Annotated in this window: 17 protein-coding genes; 8 read left to right on the top strand and 9 right to left on the bottom strand. The window is 63.6% G+C overall.

Translation table 11 applies throughout. The features are described 5' to 3' along the window. Positions 1-30: 30 nt before the first annotated feature. Entirely contained in the window at positions 31-768 is a 738-nt protein-coding gene (locus tag NKH06_RS21130; RefSeq protein WP_023811567.1) for a GntR family transcriptional regulator, read from the bottom strand. Between the two features lie 146 nt (positions 769-914). On the opposite strand from NKH06_RS21130, the gene otnK reads away from it, so the two are divergent. Together otnK and NKH06_RS21120 are read left to right on the top strand one after the other, a co-directional pair. Further along, positions 915-2,288 carry a 3-oxo-tetronate kinase gene (gene otnK, locus NKH06_RS21125; protein ID WP_352893854.1) on the top strand — a complete coding sequence of 458 codons (1,374 nt, stop codon included), beginning with the start codon at positions 915-917 and terminating at the stop codon, positions 2,286-2,288. Continuing rightward, on the top strand, positions 2,288-2,926 hold the full coding sequence (locus NKH06_RS21120) for a class II aldolase/adducin family protein (RefSeq protein WP_023811565.1): 639 nt from the start codon (positions 2,288-2,290) through the stop codon (positions 2,924-2,926). Before otnK ends, NKH06_RS21120 begins: the two co-directional genes overlap by 1 nt. Before the next feature lie 143 nt (positions 2,927-3,069). On the opposite strand, the gene NKH06_RS21115 is transcribed toward NKH06_RS21120, so the two are convergent. Genes NKH06_RS21115 through NKH06_RS21095 form a run of 5 tightly spaced genes read right to left on the bottom strand, consistent with a single transcriptional unit; the run spans position 3,070 to position 8,342 of the window. Continuing rightward, a complete protein-coding gene (locus NKH06_RS21115; RefSeq protein ID WP_023811564.1) occupies positions 3,070-4,341 on the bottom strand; it encodes a CaiB/BaiF CoA transferase family protein in 1,272 nt (423 codons plus the stop codon). Positions 4,342-4,378: 37 nt separating this feature from the next. Further along, positions 4,379-5,410: an ABC transporter ATP-binding protein gene (locus NKH06_RS21110; protein WP_352439770.1), complete on the bottom strand. Its 1,032-nt coding sequence runs from the start codon at positions 5,408-5,410 to the stop codon at positions 4,379-4,381. Then, entirely contained in the window at positions 5,407-6,483 is a 1,077-nt protein-coding gene (locus NKH06_RS21105) for an ABC transporter ATP-binding protein (RefSeq protein ID WP_352893851.1), read from the bottom strand. Before NKH06_RS21105 ends, NKH06_RS21110 begins: the two co-directional genes overlap by 4 nt. A gap of 3 nt (positions 6,484-6,486) precedes the next feature. Further along, the gene (locus NKH06_RS21100; RefSeq protein WP_081734862.1) at positions 6,487-7,329 is read right to left on the bottom strand and encodes an ABC transporter permease; all 843 of its coding nucleotides are present in this window, start codon (positions 7,327-7,329) and stop codon (positions 6,487-6,489) included. After that, positions 7,329-8,342: an ABC transporter permease gene (locus tag NKH06_RS21095; protein ID WP_023811560.1), complete on the bottom strand. Its 1,014-nt coding sequence runs from the start codon at positions 8,340-8,342 to the stop codon at positions 7,329-7,331. Before NKH06_RS21095 ends, NKH06_RS21100 begins: the two co-directional genes overlap by 1 nt. 184 nt (positions 8,343-8,526) lie before the next feature. Between NKH06_RS21095 and NKH06_RS21090 the strand changes: the two genes are divergently transcribed. The 5 genes from NKH06_RS21090 (at position 8,527) to NKH06_RS21070 (ending at position 14,702) form a co-directional block, all read left to right on the top strand. Beyond that, a complete protein-coding gene (locus NKH06_RS21090) occupies positions 8,527-9,336 on the top strand; it encodes an IclR family transcriptional regulator (protein ID WP_023811559.1) in 810 nt (269 codons plus the stop codon). Positions 9,337-9,470: 134 nt separating this feature from the next. Continuing rightward, positions 9,471-10,223, top strand: coding sequence for an SDR family NAD(P)-dependent oxidoreductase (locus NKH06_RS21085; RefSeq protein ID WP_352551182.1), 753 nt, complete (start codon positions 9,471-9,473; stop codon positions 10,221-10,223). A gap of 212 nt (positions 10,224-10,435) precedes the next feature. Continuing rightward, positions 10,436-11,785 (top strand): glucoamylase family protein, encoded by a 1,350-nt coding sequence (locus tag NKH06_RS21080; protein ID WP_023811557.1) that lies wholly within the window; start codon positions 10,436-10,438, stop codon positions 11,783-11,785. Beyond that, complete coding sequence (locus NKH06_RS21075) at positions 11,775-13,307, top strand: mercuric reductase (RefSeq protein ID WP_023811556.1); 1,533 nt, start codon at positions 11,775-11,777, stop codon at positions 13,305-13,307. The genes NKH06_RS21080 and NKH06_RS21075 overlap by 11 nt, the downstream gene beginning before the upstream one ends. Positions 13,308-13,532: 225 nt before the next feature. Further along, entirely contained in the window at positions 13,533-14,702 is a 1,170-nt protein-coding gene (locus tag NKH06_RS21070; protein ID WP_032909249.1) for a glycosyltransferase, read from the top strand. A 100-nt stretch (positions 14,703-14,802) separates the two neighbouring features. Here the strand turns inward: NKH06_RS21070 and NKH06_RS21065 are convergent, their stop codons facing one another. From NKH06_RS21065 to NKH06_RS21055, 3 genes are all read right to left on the bottom strand, one after another. Further along, the gene (locus tag NKH06_RS21065) at positions 14,803-15,705 is read right to left on the bottom strand and encodes a hypothetical protein (RefSeq protein ID WP_352893849.1); all 903 of its coding nucleotides are present in this window, start codon (positions 15,703-15,705) and stop codon (positions 14,803-14,805) included. A 307-nt stretch (positions 15,706-16,012) separates the two neighbouring features. Next, positions 16,013-16,588 (bottom strand): DUF1349 domain-containing protein, encoded by a 576-nt coding sequence (locus NKH06_RS21060; protein ID WP_352719537.1) that lies wholly within the window; start codon positions 16,586-16,588, stop codon positions 16,013-16,015. A 91-nt stretch (positions 16,589-16,679) separates the two neighbouring features. After that, complete coding sequence (locus NKH06_RS21055; RefSeq protein WP_023811552.1) at positions 16,680-18,119, bottom strand: aldehyde dehydrogenase family protein; 1,440 nt, start codon at positions 18,117-18,119, stop codon at positions 16,680-16,682. A gap of 265 nt (positions 18,120-18,384) precedes the next feature. Here NKH06_RS21055 and NKH06_RS21050 point away from each other — a divergent pair, with 265 nt between their 5' ends. Further along, positions 18,385-19,044, top strand: coding sequence for a TetR/AcrR family transcriptional regulator (locus NKH06_RS21050; RefSeq protein ID WP_164779967.1), 660 nt, complete (start codon positions 18,385-18,387; stop codon positions 19,042-19,044). Positions 19,045-19,229: the final 185 nt, after the last annotated feature.

Here is a 19,229-nt window from a genome sequence, read left to right as displayed (position 1 = left end):
GCGCCGATGCGGTTCGGAGAAAAAGTTCGTTCAGCCGGCGGCCGACACCAGTCGGCCGTTCTGCGCCGCGCGGCGCAGTTCCTCGGGCGTGACCGCACCGTCGTTCAGCCGCTCGAGCACCTTGACCAACAGGCGGCCGCCTTCGATCATGTCCTGCTGAATGCCCTTGCGCACGCCGTTCTCGTCGCGCGCCCGCAGCGCGTCGAGAATGTCGAGGTGCCTGTGGCGGCCGTCATAGGTCGGCCTGGCGTGCGGGTACTGATAGTTCACCAGCGGCCCGTTGCGCAGCCAGATGCCCTCGATGATGGCCAGCAGCTCCGGCATTTGCGCCGCCTGGTAGATAGAGTGGTGGAATTCCCAATTGTCGCGGACGGCTTCGAACCAATGGCCATTGTCCTCGTTGGCAATCAGCCTGTCATGCACTTCGGCCAGACGGTCGATCTCGCGCGGCTCGATGCGCGTCGTTGCCGCCGCGCCCGCCATGCCTTCGAGATGCAGCCGGATGCTGCGCAGTTCCAGATATTGGGCCAGCGACAGCTGGGCGACGGTGATCGAACGACCGGCCTCCATCTCCAGGCCTTTTTCGCGCACCAGCTGCATCAGCGCCTCGCGCACCGGCGTTTCGGAAACCTGAAGGCTGGCGGCGAGGTCGCGGATCTTGAAGCGATGGCCCGGCCAGAAACGGCCTTCCATCATGGCGCGGCGAAGCTCCTCGTAGACGCGCGTCGTCAGATTGTCGCGCGCGATCGGCGCGATAGAAGCAGTCACATCCGCTCTCCGTTCTTGCAACAGCGCAGGCGTCGCCTGCGTCGCGTGGGCTGTGTATATGATACCACGAATGGCCTGACCACCGACATGAGACAGGCAACTGTGAGACGGGCAGCCATGGTGCAGACGGATATGAGACGGGGCGCATGACCGCGACGCCTTCACTCCTGTTTGGCGCCATAGCCGACGATCTGACCGGCGGCACCGAGCTGGCGTCGATGCTGGTGGCGCGCGGCATTCCAACGGGATGCACGGTCGGACTGAGTGCGCCGATCCCACCAGGCAATCTTGCCCATGTGATCCTGCTCAAGACACGCGTCATCGCGGCCAGCGATGCGGTGCGCCAGGTTCTGGAGGCGGCGGACCGGTTGCTTGAAGCTGGTGCCCGGCAGATCTTCTTCAAATATTGCGCCACTTTCGATTCGACACCTGCCGGCAACATCGGTCCTTGCGCCGAGGCGCTGCTCGGGCGGCTTGGCGGCGGCGTCACGCTGTTCACCCCGGCCCTGTGTGAGACCGGCCGCACCGTCTATCAGGGACACATGTTCGGCGGCGCCCAGTTGCTGGGTGAATCGCCCAAGCGCTTCGATCCGCTGACGCCGATGACCGATTCCAATCTGGTTCGCGTGCTGCAGGCGCAGAGCAAAGGCAAGGTCGGGCTGGTGCCCTATCTCGTCGTCGATGCCGGGTCGGAGGCCATCCGCAACGCCATACGAGAGCACAGCGCGGGCGGCGAGATACTGCTGATCACCGATACGATCCGCGAGCGCGACCTGGTTGCGATCGCGGAAGCGACCTTCGACCTGCCGCTGATGACCGGCAATTCCTCGGTCGCCGCGCATCTGCCGCCGGCCTGGCTCACGCATGGGCTGCTGAATTCAGGCGATCTCGTTGCCGCCAGCCTGCCGGCCGTCGAAGGGCCGGCAGCGGTGCTGGCCGGCAGCGTCGCCGACCGCACCATCGAACAGCTCGAGCGTTTTGCGCGCAACAATCCACTGCTGACGATCGACCTTGCCAGCGCCTTTGCCGGCGCCGATATCATGGCCGAAGCGCGTGCCTTTGCCGAGCGGCATTTGCCCGGTGCGATGATCGCCATTGCCACGACCGCGCCGCAAGCGACGGTCGAAGCGCTGCAGCAGGCGCACGGCCGCGATGTGGTGGCAGCAAGGGCGGAAGAGATCCTGGCCGGGATTGCACAGATTCTGGTGCGTGAACTCGGCGTCCGCCGGCTCGTCGTCGCCGGCGGCGAGACAGCCGGTTCGGTGGTCAAGGCGCTCGGCATCGACCGGATCGCCATGGGCGCCTATGAGGGCCCGGGACTGTCGCGCGCCATCGCCCACCTCCCCGACCTGCCATCCGATCCGCTGGCGCTGATACTGAAATCGGGAAAGCTCGGCGGCCCGGATATTTTCGCCGACGTCCTGCAAGACATGACACGGGCGACCACCGTCGCGCCGGCGATCGACACATGGCCACCGGCAAAACCTGTCATGTGGCCAACCACAGGAAAAGCATCGTGATGGACACCGAGACTGCACGCGCCAGCCTGATCACCGCGACGCAGACGCTGGACGCTAGTGGGATGAATGTCGGCACCACCGGAAACATCAGCGTGCGCACGACAGCCGGCATGCTGATCACGCCGACGGGAATAGCCACGAGCGCCTTGCGGCCGGAGCAGATGGTGGCGATGCAGCTCGATGGAGCCTGGGACGGTGCGTTCAGGCCATCGAGCGAATGGGAAATGCACGCCGAGATCTACAAGGCCTTTCCCGAGGCCGGCGCCGTCGTCCATGCCCATCCCGACCATTGCGTGGCGCTATCGTGCCTGCGCGAGGGACTGCCGCTGTTCCATTACATGGTCGCGGGTTTCGGTGGCGATGATGTGCGCTGTTCGGACTATGCGCTGTTCGCGTCAAGCGACCTGGCCAAGGTTGCCGTCGTCGCGCTCAAGGACAGGTCGGCCTGCCTGCTCGCCAATCATGGCATGATCGCTTTCGGCGGCGATCTCGACATGGCGCTCATCCGCACCATCAAGCTCGAGACCTTGGCTCGGCAATACCTTTTGGCGCGCAGCGCCGGCACACCGGTGCTCATCGAGGGCAGCGAGATACCCGCCATTCGCGGGCGCTACAAGAATTACGGTCAGCAGAAATAACCGGCCGAGCAATTCCAGGAAAAGTGGGAAGCGCTTTCCCTTGGGAATAGCGCCAAAACAAGGAACGGCTCTTCGCGCTCTTGAAGTAGAGAACCACTCAGTCGACCGCAAATGCGACGAGGGCTGTCACGCTCCGTGAAAGATCAGGCGGGGATCGGTTCGGCGGCAGGCGCATAGACGCTGACAGCCCCAGTGCCGACCAACTGGTCGATGGTCTCGGCGCTGTAGCCGAGCACGTCGGCCAGCACGGCAGCTGTGTCCTGGCCCAGCATCGGTGGCGCGGTGAAGTCGGCGGTCAACTGCGCGGCAAGTCCCTGCGCCGGACGCACCATGGCGACGGAACCGAGATGCGGATGCGGCAAGGTCTGAACGAGGCCGCGCTCGCGCACATTGGGACTGTCGAAGACTTCCGGTATCGATTTTACGGTGCCGGCCGGCACGCTGGCGGCGGCGCAAGCCGACATCCAGTGGTCTCGCGTTTTGGTCCTGAAGGCAGCCGCCAGCTGCGGAATCAGCGCCTCGCGGTGGGTGGCGCGCGCGCCTGCCTTGATGAAGCGCGCATCCCCAGCCAAATGTGGCAAGTCCACGACCTGCTCGCACAGGGCTGCGAACTGACGATCGTTGCCGACGGCCAGCGCGAAGCCGCCGTCGGAGGCTTCGAATATCTGATAGGGAACGACCGTCGGATGGGCATTGCCGTATCGGGCAACCTCTCGACCGGTGTTGAGGTAACCGCTGCCGACATTGATCAGCAGGCTGAGCGCGCAGTCGATCAGCGACAGGTCGAGGAACTGGCCCTTGCCGGTCGTCGCGCGCTCGTAAAGCGCTGCCAGGATCGACTGCGTGGCGACCATGCCGCAGACGATGTCGGTGATGGCGACGCCGACACGCATCGGCTCGCCATTGCTCTCGCCAGTGATGGCCATCAGGCCGCTTTCGGCCTGCATGACGAAATCATAGCCGGGCCGTCCGGCATCGGGCCCGGTCTGGCCGTAGCCGGAAATCGAGCAATAGATCAGCCGCGGGTTTGACGCGCTGAGTTCCTTGAAACCGACACCGAGGCGATCGGCGGTGCCGGCGCGGAAATTCTCGACGACGATGTCGGCCTTCGCTGCCAACTCGCGCACGATGGCCAGCCCCTGCGGGCTTTTCATGTCGAGCGCGATGCTCTGCTTGCCCCGATTGGCGCAGAGATAATAGGTTGAGACACCCTTGTAGCTCGGCACCGACCACGCCCTGGTGTCGTCGCCACCATCGATATTCTCGATCTTCCAGACTTCGGCGCCGAGATCGGCCAAGCTCATCGTCGCCCACGGACCGGCCAGCACGCGCGAAAGATCGAGAACCTTGATGCCTTCGAGCGGCAGGCGCGCGCGGCCAGCCGTGGCGGCATTTTCGGAATGGTCCTCAGTCACGATCAAAATTCCTTCGCGGATGAATTCGGCGGGCCTGTCAGACAGCCCTGAAAGTGTTGACCGGCTCCGGAAAATGACAGGCGACGCGATGCGAACCACCAGCCGGATCGAGCGGTGGTTCGACGGCAGCGCAAATCGCCTGCGCCTTGAAGCAGCGCGTGCGGAAGCGGCAGCCGGATGGTGGGTTGAGCGGGCTCGGCACGTCACCGGTCAGTACGATGCGCTCGCGCTTGCGCTCCTTCTCGGGGTTGGCGAGCGGCACCGCCGACAGCAGCGCCTGGGTATAGGGGTGCAGCGCCCTGGAGTAGAGTTCGGCCGCGGGTGCGATCTCGACGATCTTGCCGAGATACATCACCGCGACCTGGTGCGAGATGTGGCGCACGACCGAAAGATCATGTGCGATGAACAGATAGGATGTGCCGAAGGACTGCTGAATATCCCTGAGCAAATTGAGCACGCCAGCCTGCACCGAAACGTCGAGCGCCGAAACCGGTTCGTCGAGGATCACCACTTGCGGGTTGAGCGCAAGCGCGCGGGCGATGACCACACGCTGGCGCTGGCCGCCGGACAGTTCGTGCGGATAGCGCTTGCCGTGATCGGGATTGAGCCGGACAAGTTCGAGCAGTTCGGCCACCCGCCCACGGCGATCGGCCGCCGACATGTCGCTCATGCGCAAAGGCTCGGCGATGTTGTCGGCAATGCGCATGCGCGGATGCAGCGACCCGTACGGATCCTGGAAGACCAGCTGGATGTAGCGCCGCATCAGGCGCATGTCTTCGTGGTTGAGGGCGAGCAGGTTCTGGCCACGGAACCAGCTTTCGCCACTGGTCGGCTCGATCAGCCGCATCAGGCAGCGTCCGAGGGTCGACTTGCCGCAACCGGATTCGCCGACGAGGCCCAGCGTTTCGCCCGGCGCCAAGTCAAAGGACACATCGGCCACCGCACGCACATGGGCAACCGCGCGGTCGAAGACGAGGCCGCCGCGAACCGGAAAATCCTTGACAAGATGGCGCACGGAAAGCGCTGCCGCCGGCTTGGTTTCGACTTGAATTTGCTCCACTGCGCTCATGGGGCCATGCTTCCACTGTCCAGTTCTGCCGCCGCAAGCGCAGCACTATGGAAGGGCGGCAAGGTCGTCGCGAAATGGCAGGCCGAGAAGCGGCCGCCTATGTCGTGCAAAGGCGGATCCTCGGTCCGGCAGCGTGCCTCGGCATAGATGCAGCGCGGATGGAAGGCGCAGCCGCCCGGCAAGCGGCCAAGTGCGGGCGGCGAACCGTCGATCGAGAACAGCCGCTCGCGGCTTTCCTCGAGGTTGGGGATCGAGGCAATGAGCCCGCGCGTGTAGGGATGGCGCGGGTCGGCGAACAGCTCGGACACGCCAGCCTGTTCGACGACACGGCCGGAATAGACGACCGCGACGCGGTCGGCATGACCGGCGACGACGCCTAGATCATGGGTGATCAGCACCAGGCCAAGGCCGAGCCGCTCCTGCAGCGAACGCAGCACGGCCAATATCTGCGCCTGCACCGTGACATCGAGCGCCGTGGTCGGTTCGTCGGCGATTAGCAAATCGGGATCGTTGGCGACGGCCATGGCGATGACCGCGCGCTGGCGCATGCCGCCGGAGAATTCATGCGGATACTGGTTCACCCGGCGCTCCGGCTGCGGGATCGCCACCAGATGGAGCAGTTCCACCGCGCGCGCCATGGCCTGCTTGCGGGTGACGCGCTGATGCAGCCTGACCGCCTCGGCGATCTGGGCGCCGACGGTCATCACCGGATTCAACGAGGACAGCGGGTCCTGAAAAATCATGGCTATGCACGCGCCCCTGATCTTGCGCATTTCGCGTGACGATTTGCCGACCAGTTCGTCGCCGTTGAAGCGGACCGAGCCGGTAACCACGGCGTTCTTCGAGGTCAGGCCGAGCGCGGCGAGCATGCCGACCGACTTGCCCGAACCGGACTCGCCGACAATGCCGACCACCTCGCCCTTGGCGACGTCGAGGTCGATGCCTCGCACCGCTTCAAACTGGTCGCCGGCCCGCCGGAACCCGACGCGCAGGCCACGAATCGAGAGCAGCGGCTCCTGCTCACCTGCCTTGTCGACGGCGCCGGAGCGCGCTGAAGATATCTGTGCGCTCATCGCCTAGTCCGACCTTGGATCGAGAATGTCGCGCAAGCCGTCGCCGATGAAGTTGAAGCCGAGCACGATGGTGAGGATGGCGACGCCGGGACCGAAGGCGATCCACCATTGATAGAAATGGACGGCGCCATCGGAGATCATCGAGCCCCATTCAGGCGTCGGCGGCGTGGCGCCGAGACCGATGAAGCTGAGCGACGCGGCAAGCAGCACGACCTGGCCCAAATCCATGGTCGCGCTGATCAGCACCGGAGTCCAGCAAAGCGGCAATATGTGCGTGAACAGCACGCGCCGCGGCCTGGCGCCGGCGGCGATTGCCGCCTCGACATGCTCGCGCTCCTTCACCTCCAGCACCTGCGCCCGCATCAGCCGGGCGTAGACCGGCCACCAGACCAGCACCATGGCGATGGCGGCATTGCCGAGGCCCGGCCCGAGCGACGCCGCGACGGCCATGGCGAGCAGCATCGGCGGGAACGACAAGGTCACGTCGACCAGCCGCATGATCGCCGCGCCGGTGAGGCCGCCGACGAAGCCGGAAATGGCGCCGAGCAGCGAGCCGATCACCACAGCCGAGACGACGACCAGGACCGCGATCGGCAACGAATGTGCGGCCCCGTGCAGAGTGCGGGCCAGCACATCGCGGCCGAGCGCATCGGTGCCCAGCCAATGCGCCCAGTTCGGCGGCTGCAGCCGGCGTGCGACCATTTCGAGCGGATCGAACTGCACGACCAGATTGGCGAAGACGGTCATGAACAGCCAGAACAGGATGACGATCGTGCCGATGACCAAAGGCGCGGTCAGCCATTCGGGAACAGCGGTGGAACGGGATCTGGTTTCGACCGCCGACATCAGCTCAATCTCACGCGCGGATTGGCCACGACATAGAGTATGTCGGTGATGAGATTGGTGACCAGGAAGGCGAGGCCGCCGACGATGGTAACGCCGATGATTGCCGGGAAGTCGAGCGCGCGCGCCGCCTCGACGGCATAGGAACCCATGCCCGGCCAGGAAAAGATGGTCTCGGTCAGCACCGCGCCGGTGATCAGATAGGCGAAGGAGTAGCCGATGACGGTCAAGGTCGGCACCATGGTGTTGCGCAGCGCGTGGACAATGACGACGCGGAATTCGCTGGCCCCCTTGGCGCGCGCGGTGAGCACGAACTCGCGGCTCATCACATCCAGCATGTTGGCGCGCACCAGCCGCGATATGGTGCCGGAAACCGTCCAGCCGAGCACGAAGGCCGGCAGAAGCAGGTGCCAGAGCGCATCCTTAAACACCGTCCAGTCGCCGGCCAGCAACGAGTCGATGGTCAGGAAACCGGTGATACCGGGCGGTAATGCCAGGCGGGCATCGACCCTGCCCGGCCCCGGCAGCCAGTTCAGCATGACGGAGAAGATGAACAACAGGCCGAGCCCCGACCAGAACACCGGCAGCGAAGAGCCGAACAAGGCGAACAGCCGCGCGCCATGGTCAATCAGGCTGTTGCGGAAATAGGCGGCCAGCACACCAAGCACAATGCCGAGCGTGGTGCCGAAGATCATCGCAGCGAAAACCAGTTCGAGCGTTGCCGGCAAGCGGTAGAGAATGTCGGTGCCGACATTGCGCTTGGTGATGAACGAGGTGCCAAGATCGCCGCTCAGCAGATTCCCAAGATATATCATATAGCGTTCCGGCAAAGGACGATCGAGACCCCAGCGCGCCTTGGCGGCGGCCACCACTTCGGGGTTGCTCATCTGCTGTTCGGCGACAATCGCGGTCAGCGGATCGCCCTTGGTCACCGTGGTGATCAGGAAGGCAATGGTGACGATGCCGAGCACCAGAAACGGCATGGCGATAAGCCGGCGCAAAATATAGCGAGACACGTGGCTACCTTCACAAGGAGGGGCTTCGTAAGATGGCACAGGGCGCTTGGAGATGCCATCGAGGGAAGCATATTGACAGTGGGGGAAAGCGCCTGTCAATATAAATGGAATTTAATTTCATTTTTGATACAACGCCGGCGACACCGGCCGGACAGGCGGACGACGACGCCAGAAAGACCTCAGCGTGCGCAAGCGAGCCACCAGGGACGAGACGGAGCTTGAAGTCGAAGGCGCGCAGCTTTCGTCGTCGCTGGTGCGCGGGCTCGGCATCCTGCGCGCTTTCCGCCCGGGCGATGCCTCACTCGGCAATCAGGACATCATTGCCCGCACCGGCCTGCCCAAGGCCACGGTTTCGCGCATCACCTATACGCTAAGCGCGCTCGGCTATCTCCTCTACGACAAGGACCTTGGCCGCTACAGCCTGGGACCAGCCACCGTGGCGCTGGGTTATTCGGCACTGAGTTCCAGTGCGGTTGTCCACGTCGCCCGGCCGCTGATGCAGCCGCTGGCCGATTTGACGGGGGCGGCGGTGGCGCTCGGCACCCGCGACAGCCTCAACATGGTCTATCTCGCCAACTGCCGGTCGGAGAGCCTTGTCACGCTGCGCCTCAACCCGGGCTCCTATCTGCCGATCTGGAAGACATCGATGGGGCTGGCCTATGCGGCGGCACTTTCATCCGAGGAGCGTGCCAGCCTTGTGGGGGCTTTGCAGGAGGCCGAGCCGGACAGGGCGGCGATGATCGCGGCGGCGATCGACGATGCGATCGCCCAGTATGCCGACAAGGGCTATGTGACGTCGTTCGGCGCCTGGCACAGCTACATCCATGCAGTCGGCGTGCCGTTCCGTCCGAGTGACGGCTCGCCGCTGGTTGCCATCACCTGCGGCGGCATCGGCGAGATCATCACGGAAGAGCGCGCGCATGCCGAGATCGGACCGGCGCTGGTGGCGATGGTGAAGGCGCTGGGCAGAGAGCTCGAGGGGAGTCCCGGGTAACGGGATTGGCCCAGACGATCGGACTCGCATGCCGGCTTGAACTTGCCTGATCGTGACCGCACAGTCGCCGTCGATGGTATGGCGGTCGCGCGTGGTTGGCGTCCATCGGGTTCAGGTGACGGGGGGAGAATCAGATGCCGATGAATTTTGCAGGACGGTTCAGCGGTCGAGCGGCGGTGATCACCGGCGGCGCATCGGGCATCGGTCTGGCAGTGGCTCAGAGGATTGTCGAAGAGGGCGGACGGGTTTCAGTCTGGGATCGCGATCCTGCTCAGATCGAACAGGCCAGGACTACCCTTCCCGGCCTCCACGGTGTTGCCATTGACGTCGCCAATGCGGCCGGCGTGGAACGCGCCAAACAGTCGGCGATCGAAGCGCTTGGCGGTGTCGACATCCTGGTCACCAGTGCGGCGATCACCGGACCCAACATGACGACCTGGAATTACTCGGTCGAAGATTGGCAGAAGGTCATCGACATCAACATCAATGGCGTCTTCTATTGCAACAAGGCGCTTGTCCCGCACATGCTCGAGCGCAACTATGGCCGCATCGTCAACATCGCTTCGATCGCCGGCAAGGAAGGCAATCCCAACGCTTCGGCCTACAGCACCTCGAAGGCCGCGGTGATCGGCCTGACCAAGTCGCTCGGCAAGGAGTTGGCCAAGACCAAGGTGACGGTCAATTGCGTCACACCGGCGGCCGTGCGCACCGCGATCTTCAGGCAGATGAGCCAGGAGCACATCGACTTCATGCTGTCCAAGATACCGATGGCGCGCTTCGGCGAGGTCGACGAGGTGGCGGCGCTGATCTGCTGGATCGCCTCGGAAGAGTGTTCGTTCACGACCGCCGCCGTATTCGACGTTTCCGGCGGCCGCGCCACCTACTGAGGCAGGACGCATCTCAATTCCGCGTGACGACGCAACGAACTGGAGCGTAGGGGCGTATAGTCCCAGACGTCGAATCGACGTTGACGCAACAAAGCTATGCGGGAAAGCTATGACGCGGCATGACAGTTCAGCATGCGTGATGACCTGCCGGCGCGGGGCAACTGGTTGGCGGTTGACGGACGCTGCAGCCATCCGACGGGAGCTTGCTTCTTTTGCTTAGGGCCGAGCCTTGCGCGCTGTCCGACGACGAGCTTCTGGACCGCTATCAGCGCGCCGCCTTCGACTATTTCCTCGAGAACGTGAACCCCGAAAACGGATTGGTCGCCGACACCTCGCGGCCGAATTCGCCGGCCAGCATCGCTGTCGTCGGCTTCGCGCTGTCCAGCTATCCGGTCGGCGTCGAGCGCGGCTGGATGGCGCGCGATGCCGCCGCGAAGCTGACGCTGGCCGCGTTGCGTTTCTTCTCGGCCGGCTCGCAAGGCAATGGCGAGGAGGTCACCGGCCACAAGGGTTTCTACTACCATTTCCTCGACATGCGGACCGGCCTGCGCGTCTGGCGCTGCGAACTGTCGATGGTGGATACGGCATTGCTGATATCGGGCATGCTGGTGGCGGGCGCCTATTTCTCCGGTGATGATGACGAGGAAGCCGAAATCCGCCAACTGGCCGAGGCGCTCTACCGGCGCGTCGACTGGCGGTGGGCACAAGGCTCAAGCCCGACCTTGCGACAAGGCTGGAAGCCGAGGAGCGGCTTTCTCCACTATGGCTGGGAGGGCTACAACGAAGCCACGATCCTCTACGTCCTGTCGATGGCCTCGCCCGACAGCCCGACCTCGGACAACAGCTACGAGGGCTGGACGGCGACCTATCAGTGGGAGAACATTTACGGCTACGACGTGCTGTATGGCGGTCCGCTGTTCATGCACCAGTTCTCGCATGCCTGGATCGATTTCGCCGGCATCCGCGACGCCTTCATGCGCGAGAAGAACTCGGACTATTTCGAAAACAGCCGCCGCTCGACCTATCTGCATCGCGACTATGCACGCCACAACCCTTACGGCTATGGCGGCTACGACGAGAACCTTTGGGGTCTTTCGGCGGGCGACGGGCCAGGCGGTTTTCGCACCAGCGTGGAGCGACAGCGCCGGCGGTTTTCCGGCTATGCCGCGCGCGGCGCGCCGTTCGGGCCCGATGACGGGACGATCGCGCCTTGGTCCTATCCGGCATCACTGCCTTTCGCCCCGGAGATCTGCCTGGCGGCGTTGCGCCATCTCGGTGATCGCTACCCCGAGGTGATCGACAATTTCCGACTGCCGAGCGGTTTCAATCCGACATTGGCGAACCGACGTAAATTCGGGAGGCACGGCTGGGTGTCGGAAGGCCACTATGGGCTGGATCAAGGCATCGTGGTGATGATGATCGAGAACCATCGGTCAGGGTTGATCTGGAGACTGATGCGGTCAAATCAACACATCCGCAACGGCTTGCGCAAGGCCGGATTCAATGGCGGCTGGCTGTCTCAGCCGGCAAGCCCGGCGTCGGGTGGCGGCGATGTCGCGTGACCGGACCAGGGCTGCCGCCTTTCCTGTCGATCACAACGACATTGAGCTGATCAAGGGCGCCCATCCGCCGCACCGGAAGAACCCGCAGCCGGACGGTCCCTACAACCTCGTCGTCATCGGTGCCGGACCGGCTGGACTGACCGCCGCCTACGAAGCGGCCGGCCTCGGCGCAAAGGTCGCGCTCATCGAGCGCAACCTGATCGGCGGAACTTGCGTCAATGTCGGCTGCATCCCGTCGAAGTCGATCATCCGCACCGCAAGGCTTTATGCCGACATGCGCGACGCCGAGAATTTCGGCGGCGACATGCCGGACCGTCTTCACGTCAACTTTCAGCGCGCCATGACGCGGATGCGGCAGATCCGGCAGCGGATCAGCCGCGCCGATGCCGCCGATAGCCTGATTGCCGAAGGCATCGACCTTTATTTCGGTGAAGCGCGGTTTTCCGGAAGGGACGCTGTCACGGTCGCCGGACAAACCTTGCGTTTCAGAAAGGCGCTGATCGCGACAGGCGCGCGCCCGAGGCTGCCGACGATCTCGGGGCTTGCCGACGCCGGCTATCTCAGCAACGAGACCATGTTCGATCTCACGGAGTGCCCGAAGCGGCTTCTGGTCATCGGCGGCGGACCACTCGGTTGCGAAGCGGCGCAGGCCTTCTGCCTGCTGGGCGCGAAGGTCATCCAGGCGCAGCGCGAACCGATGTTCCTGCCCGGTGAGGAACGCGATGCCGCCCAAATTCTTTCGGACGCGCTGGCGCGCGAAGGTGTCGAGGTTCGCCTCAACACCGAGGTGGTGGCGGTACGAACGGAAGGCGGCAAGAAGCTCGCCGACCTGGTGTGCGACGACATCACGACAACGATTTCCGTCGACGAGATCATCACCGGCATCGGCCGATCGCCCAATGTCGACGGTCTCGACCTGGAGAACGCCGGGGTGGCATATGATGCCGACGGCATCAAGGTGGACGATTATCTCCGAACCGCCAATCCACGCATCTATGCGGCGGGCGACGTCTGCCTCGCCTACAAATTCACCCATACCGCCGAGGCGACAGCCCGCATGGTCGTGCGCAATGCCCTGTTTCTCGGACGCAGGAAACTGAGCGAACTGGTCATTCCGTGGTGCACCTATACCGATCCGGAGATCGCCCATGTCGGCCTCTATCCGGCGGAGGCGCGCCAGAGCGGCATTCCGGTCAAGACCTATACGGTGCTGATGCACGATGTCGCCCGTGCGGTGATGGACGGCGAGGAGGAGGGTTTTGTCAAAATCCACGTCAGGGAGGGGTCCGACCGCATCCTGGGCGCCACGGTCGTCGCCAGCCATGCCGGCGAGATGATCAATGCGGTGTCGCTGGCGATCAAATCGGGCATGAGATTGCGGGCGCTGGCCGACGTCATCCATCCATTCCCGACGCAGGCGCAAGGCATCAAGATGGCCGGTGACGCCTATCGGCGGACAAGGCTCACCTCATCATGGAAGCATCTGGCGGGCCGCTGGTTGGCGTGGTCCAGGCGATGGTGACATTCGGCAGGGCGCGCAGCTGGTGCATCTGACATTCAGCGACGATGCGGCGCTTGACGAAAGCGGCGTTCGGCTGAACAAGTCGAAGCCGATTGTTGTGGTTTTGGGGCCGTCGCGCATGTCGTCTGGAATGAAGCCTCCGGCGCAAAGCCCAGAGCGTCCGCTTTGAAACCCGCGGACGCACAACCGCTCGACGCTGCCTCCGCGGCGAAAGCCGGGCGACGTGTGCTGGTTGTGTCCCACGATCCGGCCTTTCCGCCGATCTCCGGCGCGGATTTGCGGAACTACCGCAATGCTGAGTCTGCTGCGCAATTCGGCCCGGTCTGCCTGGTGTCTGTGCTGCCGCAGGCGACGGAAACAACCGATCCGTCGATCCGCACCGAAGCCTTGTCGATCAAGGGAGAGGCCCGCTCCGCTTCGATCGGGTGGTGGCGCATAAGGGCGGAGCGTCGCATCTCGCGCGTCGCCTTGACGCGGCTGGAGGCACTGGTTCGGGACTTCCGCCCCGATACGGTGCTGATCGAGGGCATCGGCCTGTTCAAGCTGCTGCGGCCTTTGCGGGCATTGACGAAACATCTCATCCTCGACATGCACAACGTCGAGTCCGACTTGGCGGGGCAGTTGCGGCACGTCGATGTGAAGCGGCCTGCGGTGGCGACGATCAGCGCGGGCATCAGGCGTCTCGAGAGAAAAGCGATTGCCCTTGTCGACCGGGTCTGGGTCTGCTCGAGCCAGGATCGAGAGCGGTTGATGGCGCTTTCCCGGCATAAGTTGCCGATCGATGTCGTTCCAAACGGAATTCCGCACGCCGGGCACAGCCCCGAAACGCTGCCCGCCGAGCCCGGATCCGGCGAAAGCTTTCCGGTGATCCTGTTCGTCGGCCATCTCGGCTATCCGCCAAACGTCGACGCCGTCCAGAGATTAGCCGGCTCCATACTTACGCGCATCCGACTGGCCTTGCCGACCGCGACATTGATTCTCGCTGGGCGCAACCCGACAACGGCCGTGCAAGCGCTGGCAGGATTGCGGGGCGTGGAGCTTGTCGAAGACCCCGAAGACATGGCGCCGCTTCTTTCGAGAGCGCATCTCACCATCATCCCGCTTGCGGCAGGCGGCGGCACCCGCATCAAGATTTTGGAGGCGATGGCGTGGGGCGTGCCGGTGATCGCCACGCCTCTGGCGGCCGAGGGCCTGGATCTGGTCGACGGGGAGGAGCTGCTGCTGTCGGATACCGATGAAGGGCTTGCCGGAATGGCTGTCGGACTCTGCCTGGATGCCGACCGCAGGGCACGGCAGCGCATCCGCGCGCATCAAGCGGTTTGGGCAAGGTTCGGCCCAGAAGCCATCCGCAATGCTGTCCGCGGCGGGCTGGGGCTGGACGAGGCTGGCACATGATCCGTCCCTCCACCAGATATGGAGGAGCCACATCGTTCCACATCGCTTGCAGGAGCCCCGCTTCGCACCACGTCCAGCCGGAATTTCGTGGTCTGCCCTATCAGGATGCGTGCTGAAGCTCTTGCCGAATGGGGCCGAGATAGGTTTGCGGATGCAAGCGTCCCCAAACATGGCCCCGGTCGGTCAGATGCGCGACCTGCTCTATCCAGCGTCTCGGCGCATCGGGGTCCCTCACCTCATGCCAGTCGTCGACGATAATGACAGGCAGGCCCTGGTAGAGCGGGTCGAGCGGCGAGGTCCTGGTGACGACGATGCAGCCGAGATAAAACAGCTCCCATGTCCTATGGCAGTCCAGGCCATTGCCTTCGGTGGACAGCACGAGCGGGTATTGCGAGTATAGTTGCCAGATCGAGCGCTGGGAGACCCGTTTCGTCAGGAAATCGACATGCGGACATCCGCCCAGGGCATCAAGCAGTTCCCGGCGCTGCCTCGAGCCATTGCTGATGCTGAAATCAGAGAACAGCCTGGGCGGGCGGCGGTCCACATGATCCTGCCGGGCGCGTATGATTTCCAGTTGCTTCACAAGCCCTGCCGGCGTGGCAAGGGACCGAGGCGTGTGAAGATCGAGCCCGATCGGGAAAGGCTTCACTCTGGGGTGAGTGCCGTCACAATTCTGGCTGTACCAAGAGACCAGGAAAGGGTTGGCGAGAAGTTGGTCGACGGTGTCCTTCGCCAGATCCGACGGCACCGAAGCATCTCCGTCGGTCGTCAGCAGCGTGAACGGTGCCGTGATCGTCGGCAGCACGATCCTGACGAACGTGTCGAGGTCGCAGGTTTGCGCATCCCTGGACAAGGTGCTCAGGCGCAGCCAGACGATGCCATGCGCGCCGCTGTAATGTTGGCGGAAAAATGCCTCGCTCTGCGTCGATGCAGTTGGCGCGTTGCGATACCAGCGCGGCCCGGCGAAATCGCAGAAATGCCCGATGCCCTGCGACCACAGCACGGGCGGAACGTCAAGAAACCTTAGCGCCCTGGAATAGACGACTCTTTTGACAGCCCTTCGAAACCTGCCCGTCGGCAACTCCTAGCGCGGATGCCAATAGCGTTGCAACGTACTGCCTGGCATATTCGCCTTGAGCCGAACCCGGGCTAAAAATTTCGAGCCGTCTGGCGGCGTCGCAACTGGCTGACGATCTCGCCGGCTGCAGTGCCGCGACCAACTCCCGGCACGGACAGAGGCACGCGGCGGTCTACAGACTTGATCGCGGCAAAGGTCGAAGTGCTTGCGGTTCAGCGCAAGACCGCACATCTCAATCGTGCAATTCCCGCGATATCGGCGGACCGAGGGAGAAATCGGAGAACGTTACCTCAAAGCCCTCGCGTTGCGGCGAACAGCACATCATGCCGATATCGACCGTCTTCGAGGTCGGGAAATAGGCAAGCCGCACAGGCTTCCAGTGGCCGTCGGAAGCATCGAGGTACTGGACGCGGATCGCCTCGGCGTGACGGGTGAACCGGATCCTGACGCCGTTCGGATCGGCATGAATGGCGACCAGCGACCAGTCTGACGTGTCGTTGGTGACGACAACGGAGAAATAGGCAAGGCCGTCGGTGTACTCGATACCGGCCTTGATCCAGTGCGTTTCGCTGAGCCGGACCATCAGCCCGGCCTGATCATAGAGGACTTCGTAGTCGCCTTTGACCGTGACTTCGGCGCTGAAATCGCCTTCGACCGGCCGGTGCAGGAAGTGGCCGTTGTCGCGCCAGAAACCGTAGAAGGTCTCGCGCCAGAAATCGGTCTCCTTACCGGTGCGCACACGAACGCTGTCGCCGTCGATAGAATGGTGCGGCGGCGGGTTAAGCCAGATCAGATCTTGCACTGTCATCCTTTCGCGCCGTCCAATCCAGATGTGCATGGCGGTGTTGCCGGCATGATCGGCAGTGACCGATCAGTCAGGCTGATCGGTCGACGGCCGATCAGCCTGCGAACGTATAGGCCGTCTTCACCGTGGTGTAGAACTCCGCCGCATAGTGGCCCTGCTCGCGCGGCCCATAGCTCGAACCCTTGCGGCCGCCGAAGGGAACATGGAAATCGACACCCGCCGTCGGCAGGTTGACCATCACCATTCCGGCCTCCGAATTGCGCTTGAAGTGCGTGGCATGCTTGAGGCTCGAGGTGCAGATGCCGGAGGTCAAGCCGAAGGGCGTGTCGTTGGCGACGGAAAGCGCCTCGTCATAGTCCTTGACGCGAATGACGCTGGCGACAGGTCCGAAAATCTCCTCGCGCGAACTGCGCATGGCATTGGTGGCCTCGGTCAGCAATGCCGGCTGCAGATAGAAGCCTGGCGTCTTGCGGTCGAGCCGCTCGCCGCCGAAGGCGAGCGTGGCACCTTCCCTGACGCCGATGGCGATATAGTCCTCGTCCTGCTTCAGCTGCGTCGCGTCGACGACAGGACCGATCTGGGTCTGCGCGTCGAGCGCATCGCCGATGACCAGTTTGCTCATGCGATCCTTGAGGGCATCGACGAAACGGTCATGGATGGCCTCAGTCACGATCAGCCTGGACGACGCGGTGCAGCGCTGGCCGGTCGAGAAGAAGGCGCCATTGAGCGCGCAATCGACGGCGATCGCAAGATCGGCATCGTCGAGCACGACCAGTGGGTTCTTGCCGCCCATTTCAAGCTGGAACTTGCGCATGTGTTCGATGCTTGCCGCGGCAACGCGCTTGCCGGTACCGACCGAGCCGGTGAAGCTGATGGCGTTGACGTCGGGACTGTCGAGCATCGCCTGACCGACCACCGAACCCTTGCCCATGACGAGATTGAGCACGCCCTTTGGCAGGCCGGCGCGATGCAGGATGTCGACAATGGTCCAGGCGCTCTCGGGAACCAGCTCCGCCGGCTTGAAGACGACGGTGTTGCCGTGTGTCAGCGCCGGAGCGATCTTCCAGGCCGGAATGGCGATCGGAAAATTCCACGGCGTGATGATGCCGACCACGCCGACCGCCTCGCGCGTCATCTCGACGCCGACGCCCGGCCGCACGCTCGGCACGACCTCTCCGGTCAAACGCAACGTTTCGCCGGCAAAGAAATCGAAAATCTGGGCGGCGCGAATGGTCTCGCCGATGCCTTCGGCCAGCGTCTTGCCTTCCTCACGCGCGAGGTTGCGGCCAATCTCGTCCTTGCGCGCCAAAATCTCGTCGGAGGCCTTTTTCAGCACCGCGTGACGCGCCAGCGGACCGGAGCGGGACCAAGCCGGGAACGCTGCCTTGGCCGCGGCGATCGCCTGCTTGGCCTGTTCGACACCCGCCGAGGCATAATCGCCGACGATGTCACCGGTATCCGAGGGGTTGATGTTGCGCGAACCGGCGTCGCCGACCCACTCGCCATCGATGAGGTTCTTTCGAAACAGCGTCATATCGTATGTTCCTGCTTGTTGGCCGCGCGGGCATCTGTCTGAACTGGTATTTGCCAGACAATTGCCTCGCGGGAAAGCAAACAGTGAACCAGCAGCCGCGACAAAAATCCCCGCTTGCGCCGCGCGGATGGCGGGCGACGACAATGCCCCATCGAGCCTCGATGCAGCCAACAGCCACGATGCGTTCGGCTTGGGGCCGATTTGGTCTGTACACAAATGTCCATAGCCTTGATTTGCCTGAGGCAGCGTGTCATGCGTCGTGTCGATGGCAGCTCTCGAAACGACGATTCAGCGCGCCGGCGCCACCGGCAATATCAAGGCCACTCGCGAAGACTGGCTGAAGCTTGCGCTTGAAACGTTGATCTCTGACGGTGTCGAACGCGTCCGCGTGCTGACGCTTGGACAGAAGCTCGATGTGTCGCGTTCCAGCTTCTACTGGTATTTCAAGAGCCGACAGGATCTGCTCGATCAATTGCTGGATTACTGGCGGCAGACCAACACCAGGTTCATCGTCGAACGGGCCAGGCGGCCTTCCGCGACCGTCATCCGCGGGGTGATGAGCATTTTCGAATGCTGGGTGGACGAAAAACTGTTCGATCCGCAGCTGGATTTCGCGATCAGGGCCTGGGCCCGCCGCTCGCCCGCCATCAGGCGCGCGCTCGACGAGGCCGACGAGGAGCGCGTCAACGCCATCCGCGACATGTTCATGCGCCACGGCTATGAGGAAGAAGACGCGTTCGTGCGAGCCCGCGTGCTGTACTTCATGCAGATCGGCTATTACTCGCTTGAGCTCAACGAGCCGATGAGCAGCCGCCTGCCTCACGTCGCCGGTTATCTGCGCAGCTTCACCGGCCAGGAGCCTCCGGCGGAGGATGTCGAAGACTTCTCGCGCTATGTCGAGAAAACGCTTTCGCGCAACCGATAGTACGGCCCGTTCGGCCCCCGCGGCTGGCGACTTCGCGGGCGCGCATCGGCCCAAATAGCAAGCACGTTTGCTGCCGACAGCAGCGGAGGCGCCCCTCTGCCGCATCGGCGCAAAGCGACATCATGGACCGTTCATTCCGTCCTCCGCCAAGCTCTAGACACATATGTACAATACCGATAGGGTAC

The organism is Mesorhizobium sp. M1342, from assembly GCF_040317955.1.
Classification (GTDB): Bacteria; Pseudomonadota; Alphaproteobacteria; order Rhizobiales; family Rhizobiaceae; genus Mesorhizobium.
Note: the sequence above shows the minus strand (reverse complement) of the source record. Positions and strands in the feature narration are given on the sequence as shown.

Coding starts and splice junctions, on each gene's coding strand:
- NKH06_RS21110 (WP_352439770.1), bottom strand. CDS start 5,410: ATGAGCGCAGTGGAGCAAATTCAAGTCGAAACCAAGCCGGCGGCAGCG.
- NKH06_RS21050 (WP_164779967.1), top strand. CDS start 18,385: ATGGCAGCTCTCGAAACGACGATTCAGCGCGCCGGCGCCACCGGCAAT.
- otnK (WP_352893854.1), top strand. CDS start 915: ATGACCGCGACGCCTTCACTCCTGTTTGGCGCCATAGCCGACGATCTG.
- NKH06_RS21120 (WP_023811565.1), top strand. CDS start 2,288: ATGGACACCGAGACTGCACGCGCCAGCCTGATCACCGCGACGCAGACG.
- NKH06_RS21060 (WP_352719537.1), bottom strand. CDS start 16,588: ATGACAGTGCAAGATCTGATCTGGCTTAACCCGCCGCCGCACCATTCT.
- NKH06_RS21105 (WP_352893851.1), bottom strand. CDS start 6,483: ATGAGCGCACAGATATCTTCAGCGCGCTCCGGCGCCGTCGACAAGGCA.
- NKH06_RS21075 (WP_023811556.1), top strand. CDS start 11,775: ATGTCGCGTGACCGGACCAGGGCTGCCGCCTTTCCTGTCGATCACAAC.
- NKH06_RS21055 (WP_023811552.1), bottom strand. CDS start 18,119: ATGACGCTGTTTCGAAAGAACCTCATCGATGGCGAGTGGGTCGGCGAC.
- NKH06_RS21100 (WP_081734862.1), bottom strand. CDS start 7,329: ATGTCGGCGGTCGAAACCAGATCCCGTTCCACCGCTGTTCCCGAATGG.
- NKH06_RS21085 (WP_352551182.1), top strand. CDS start 9,471: ATGCCGATGAATTTTGCAGGACGGTTCAGCGGTCGAGCGGCGGTGATC.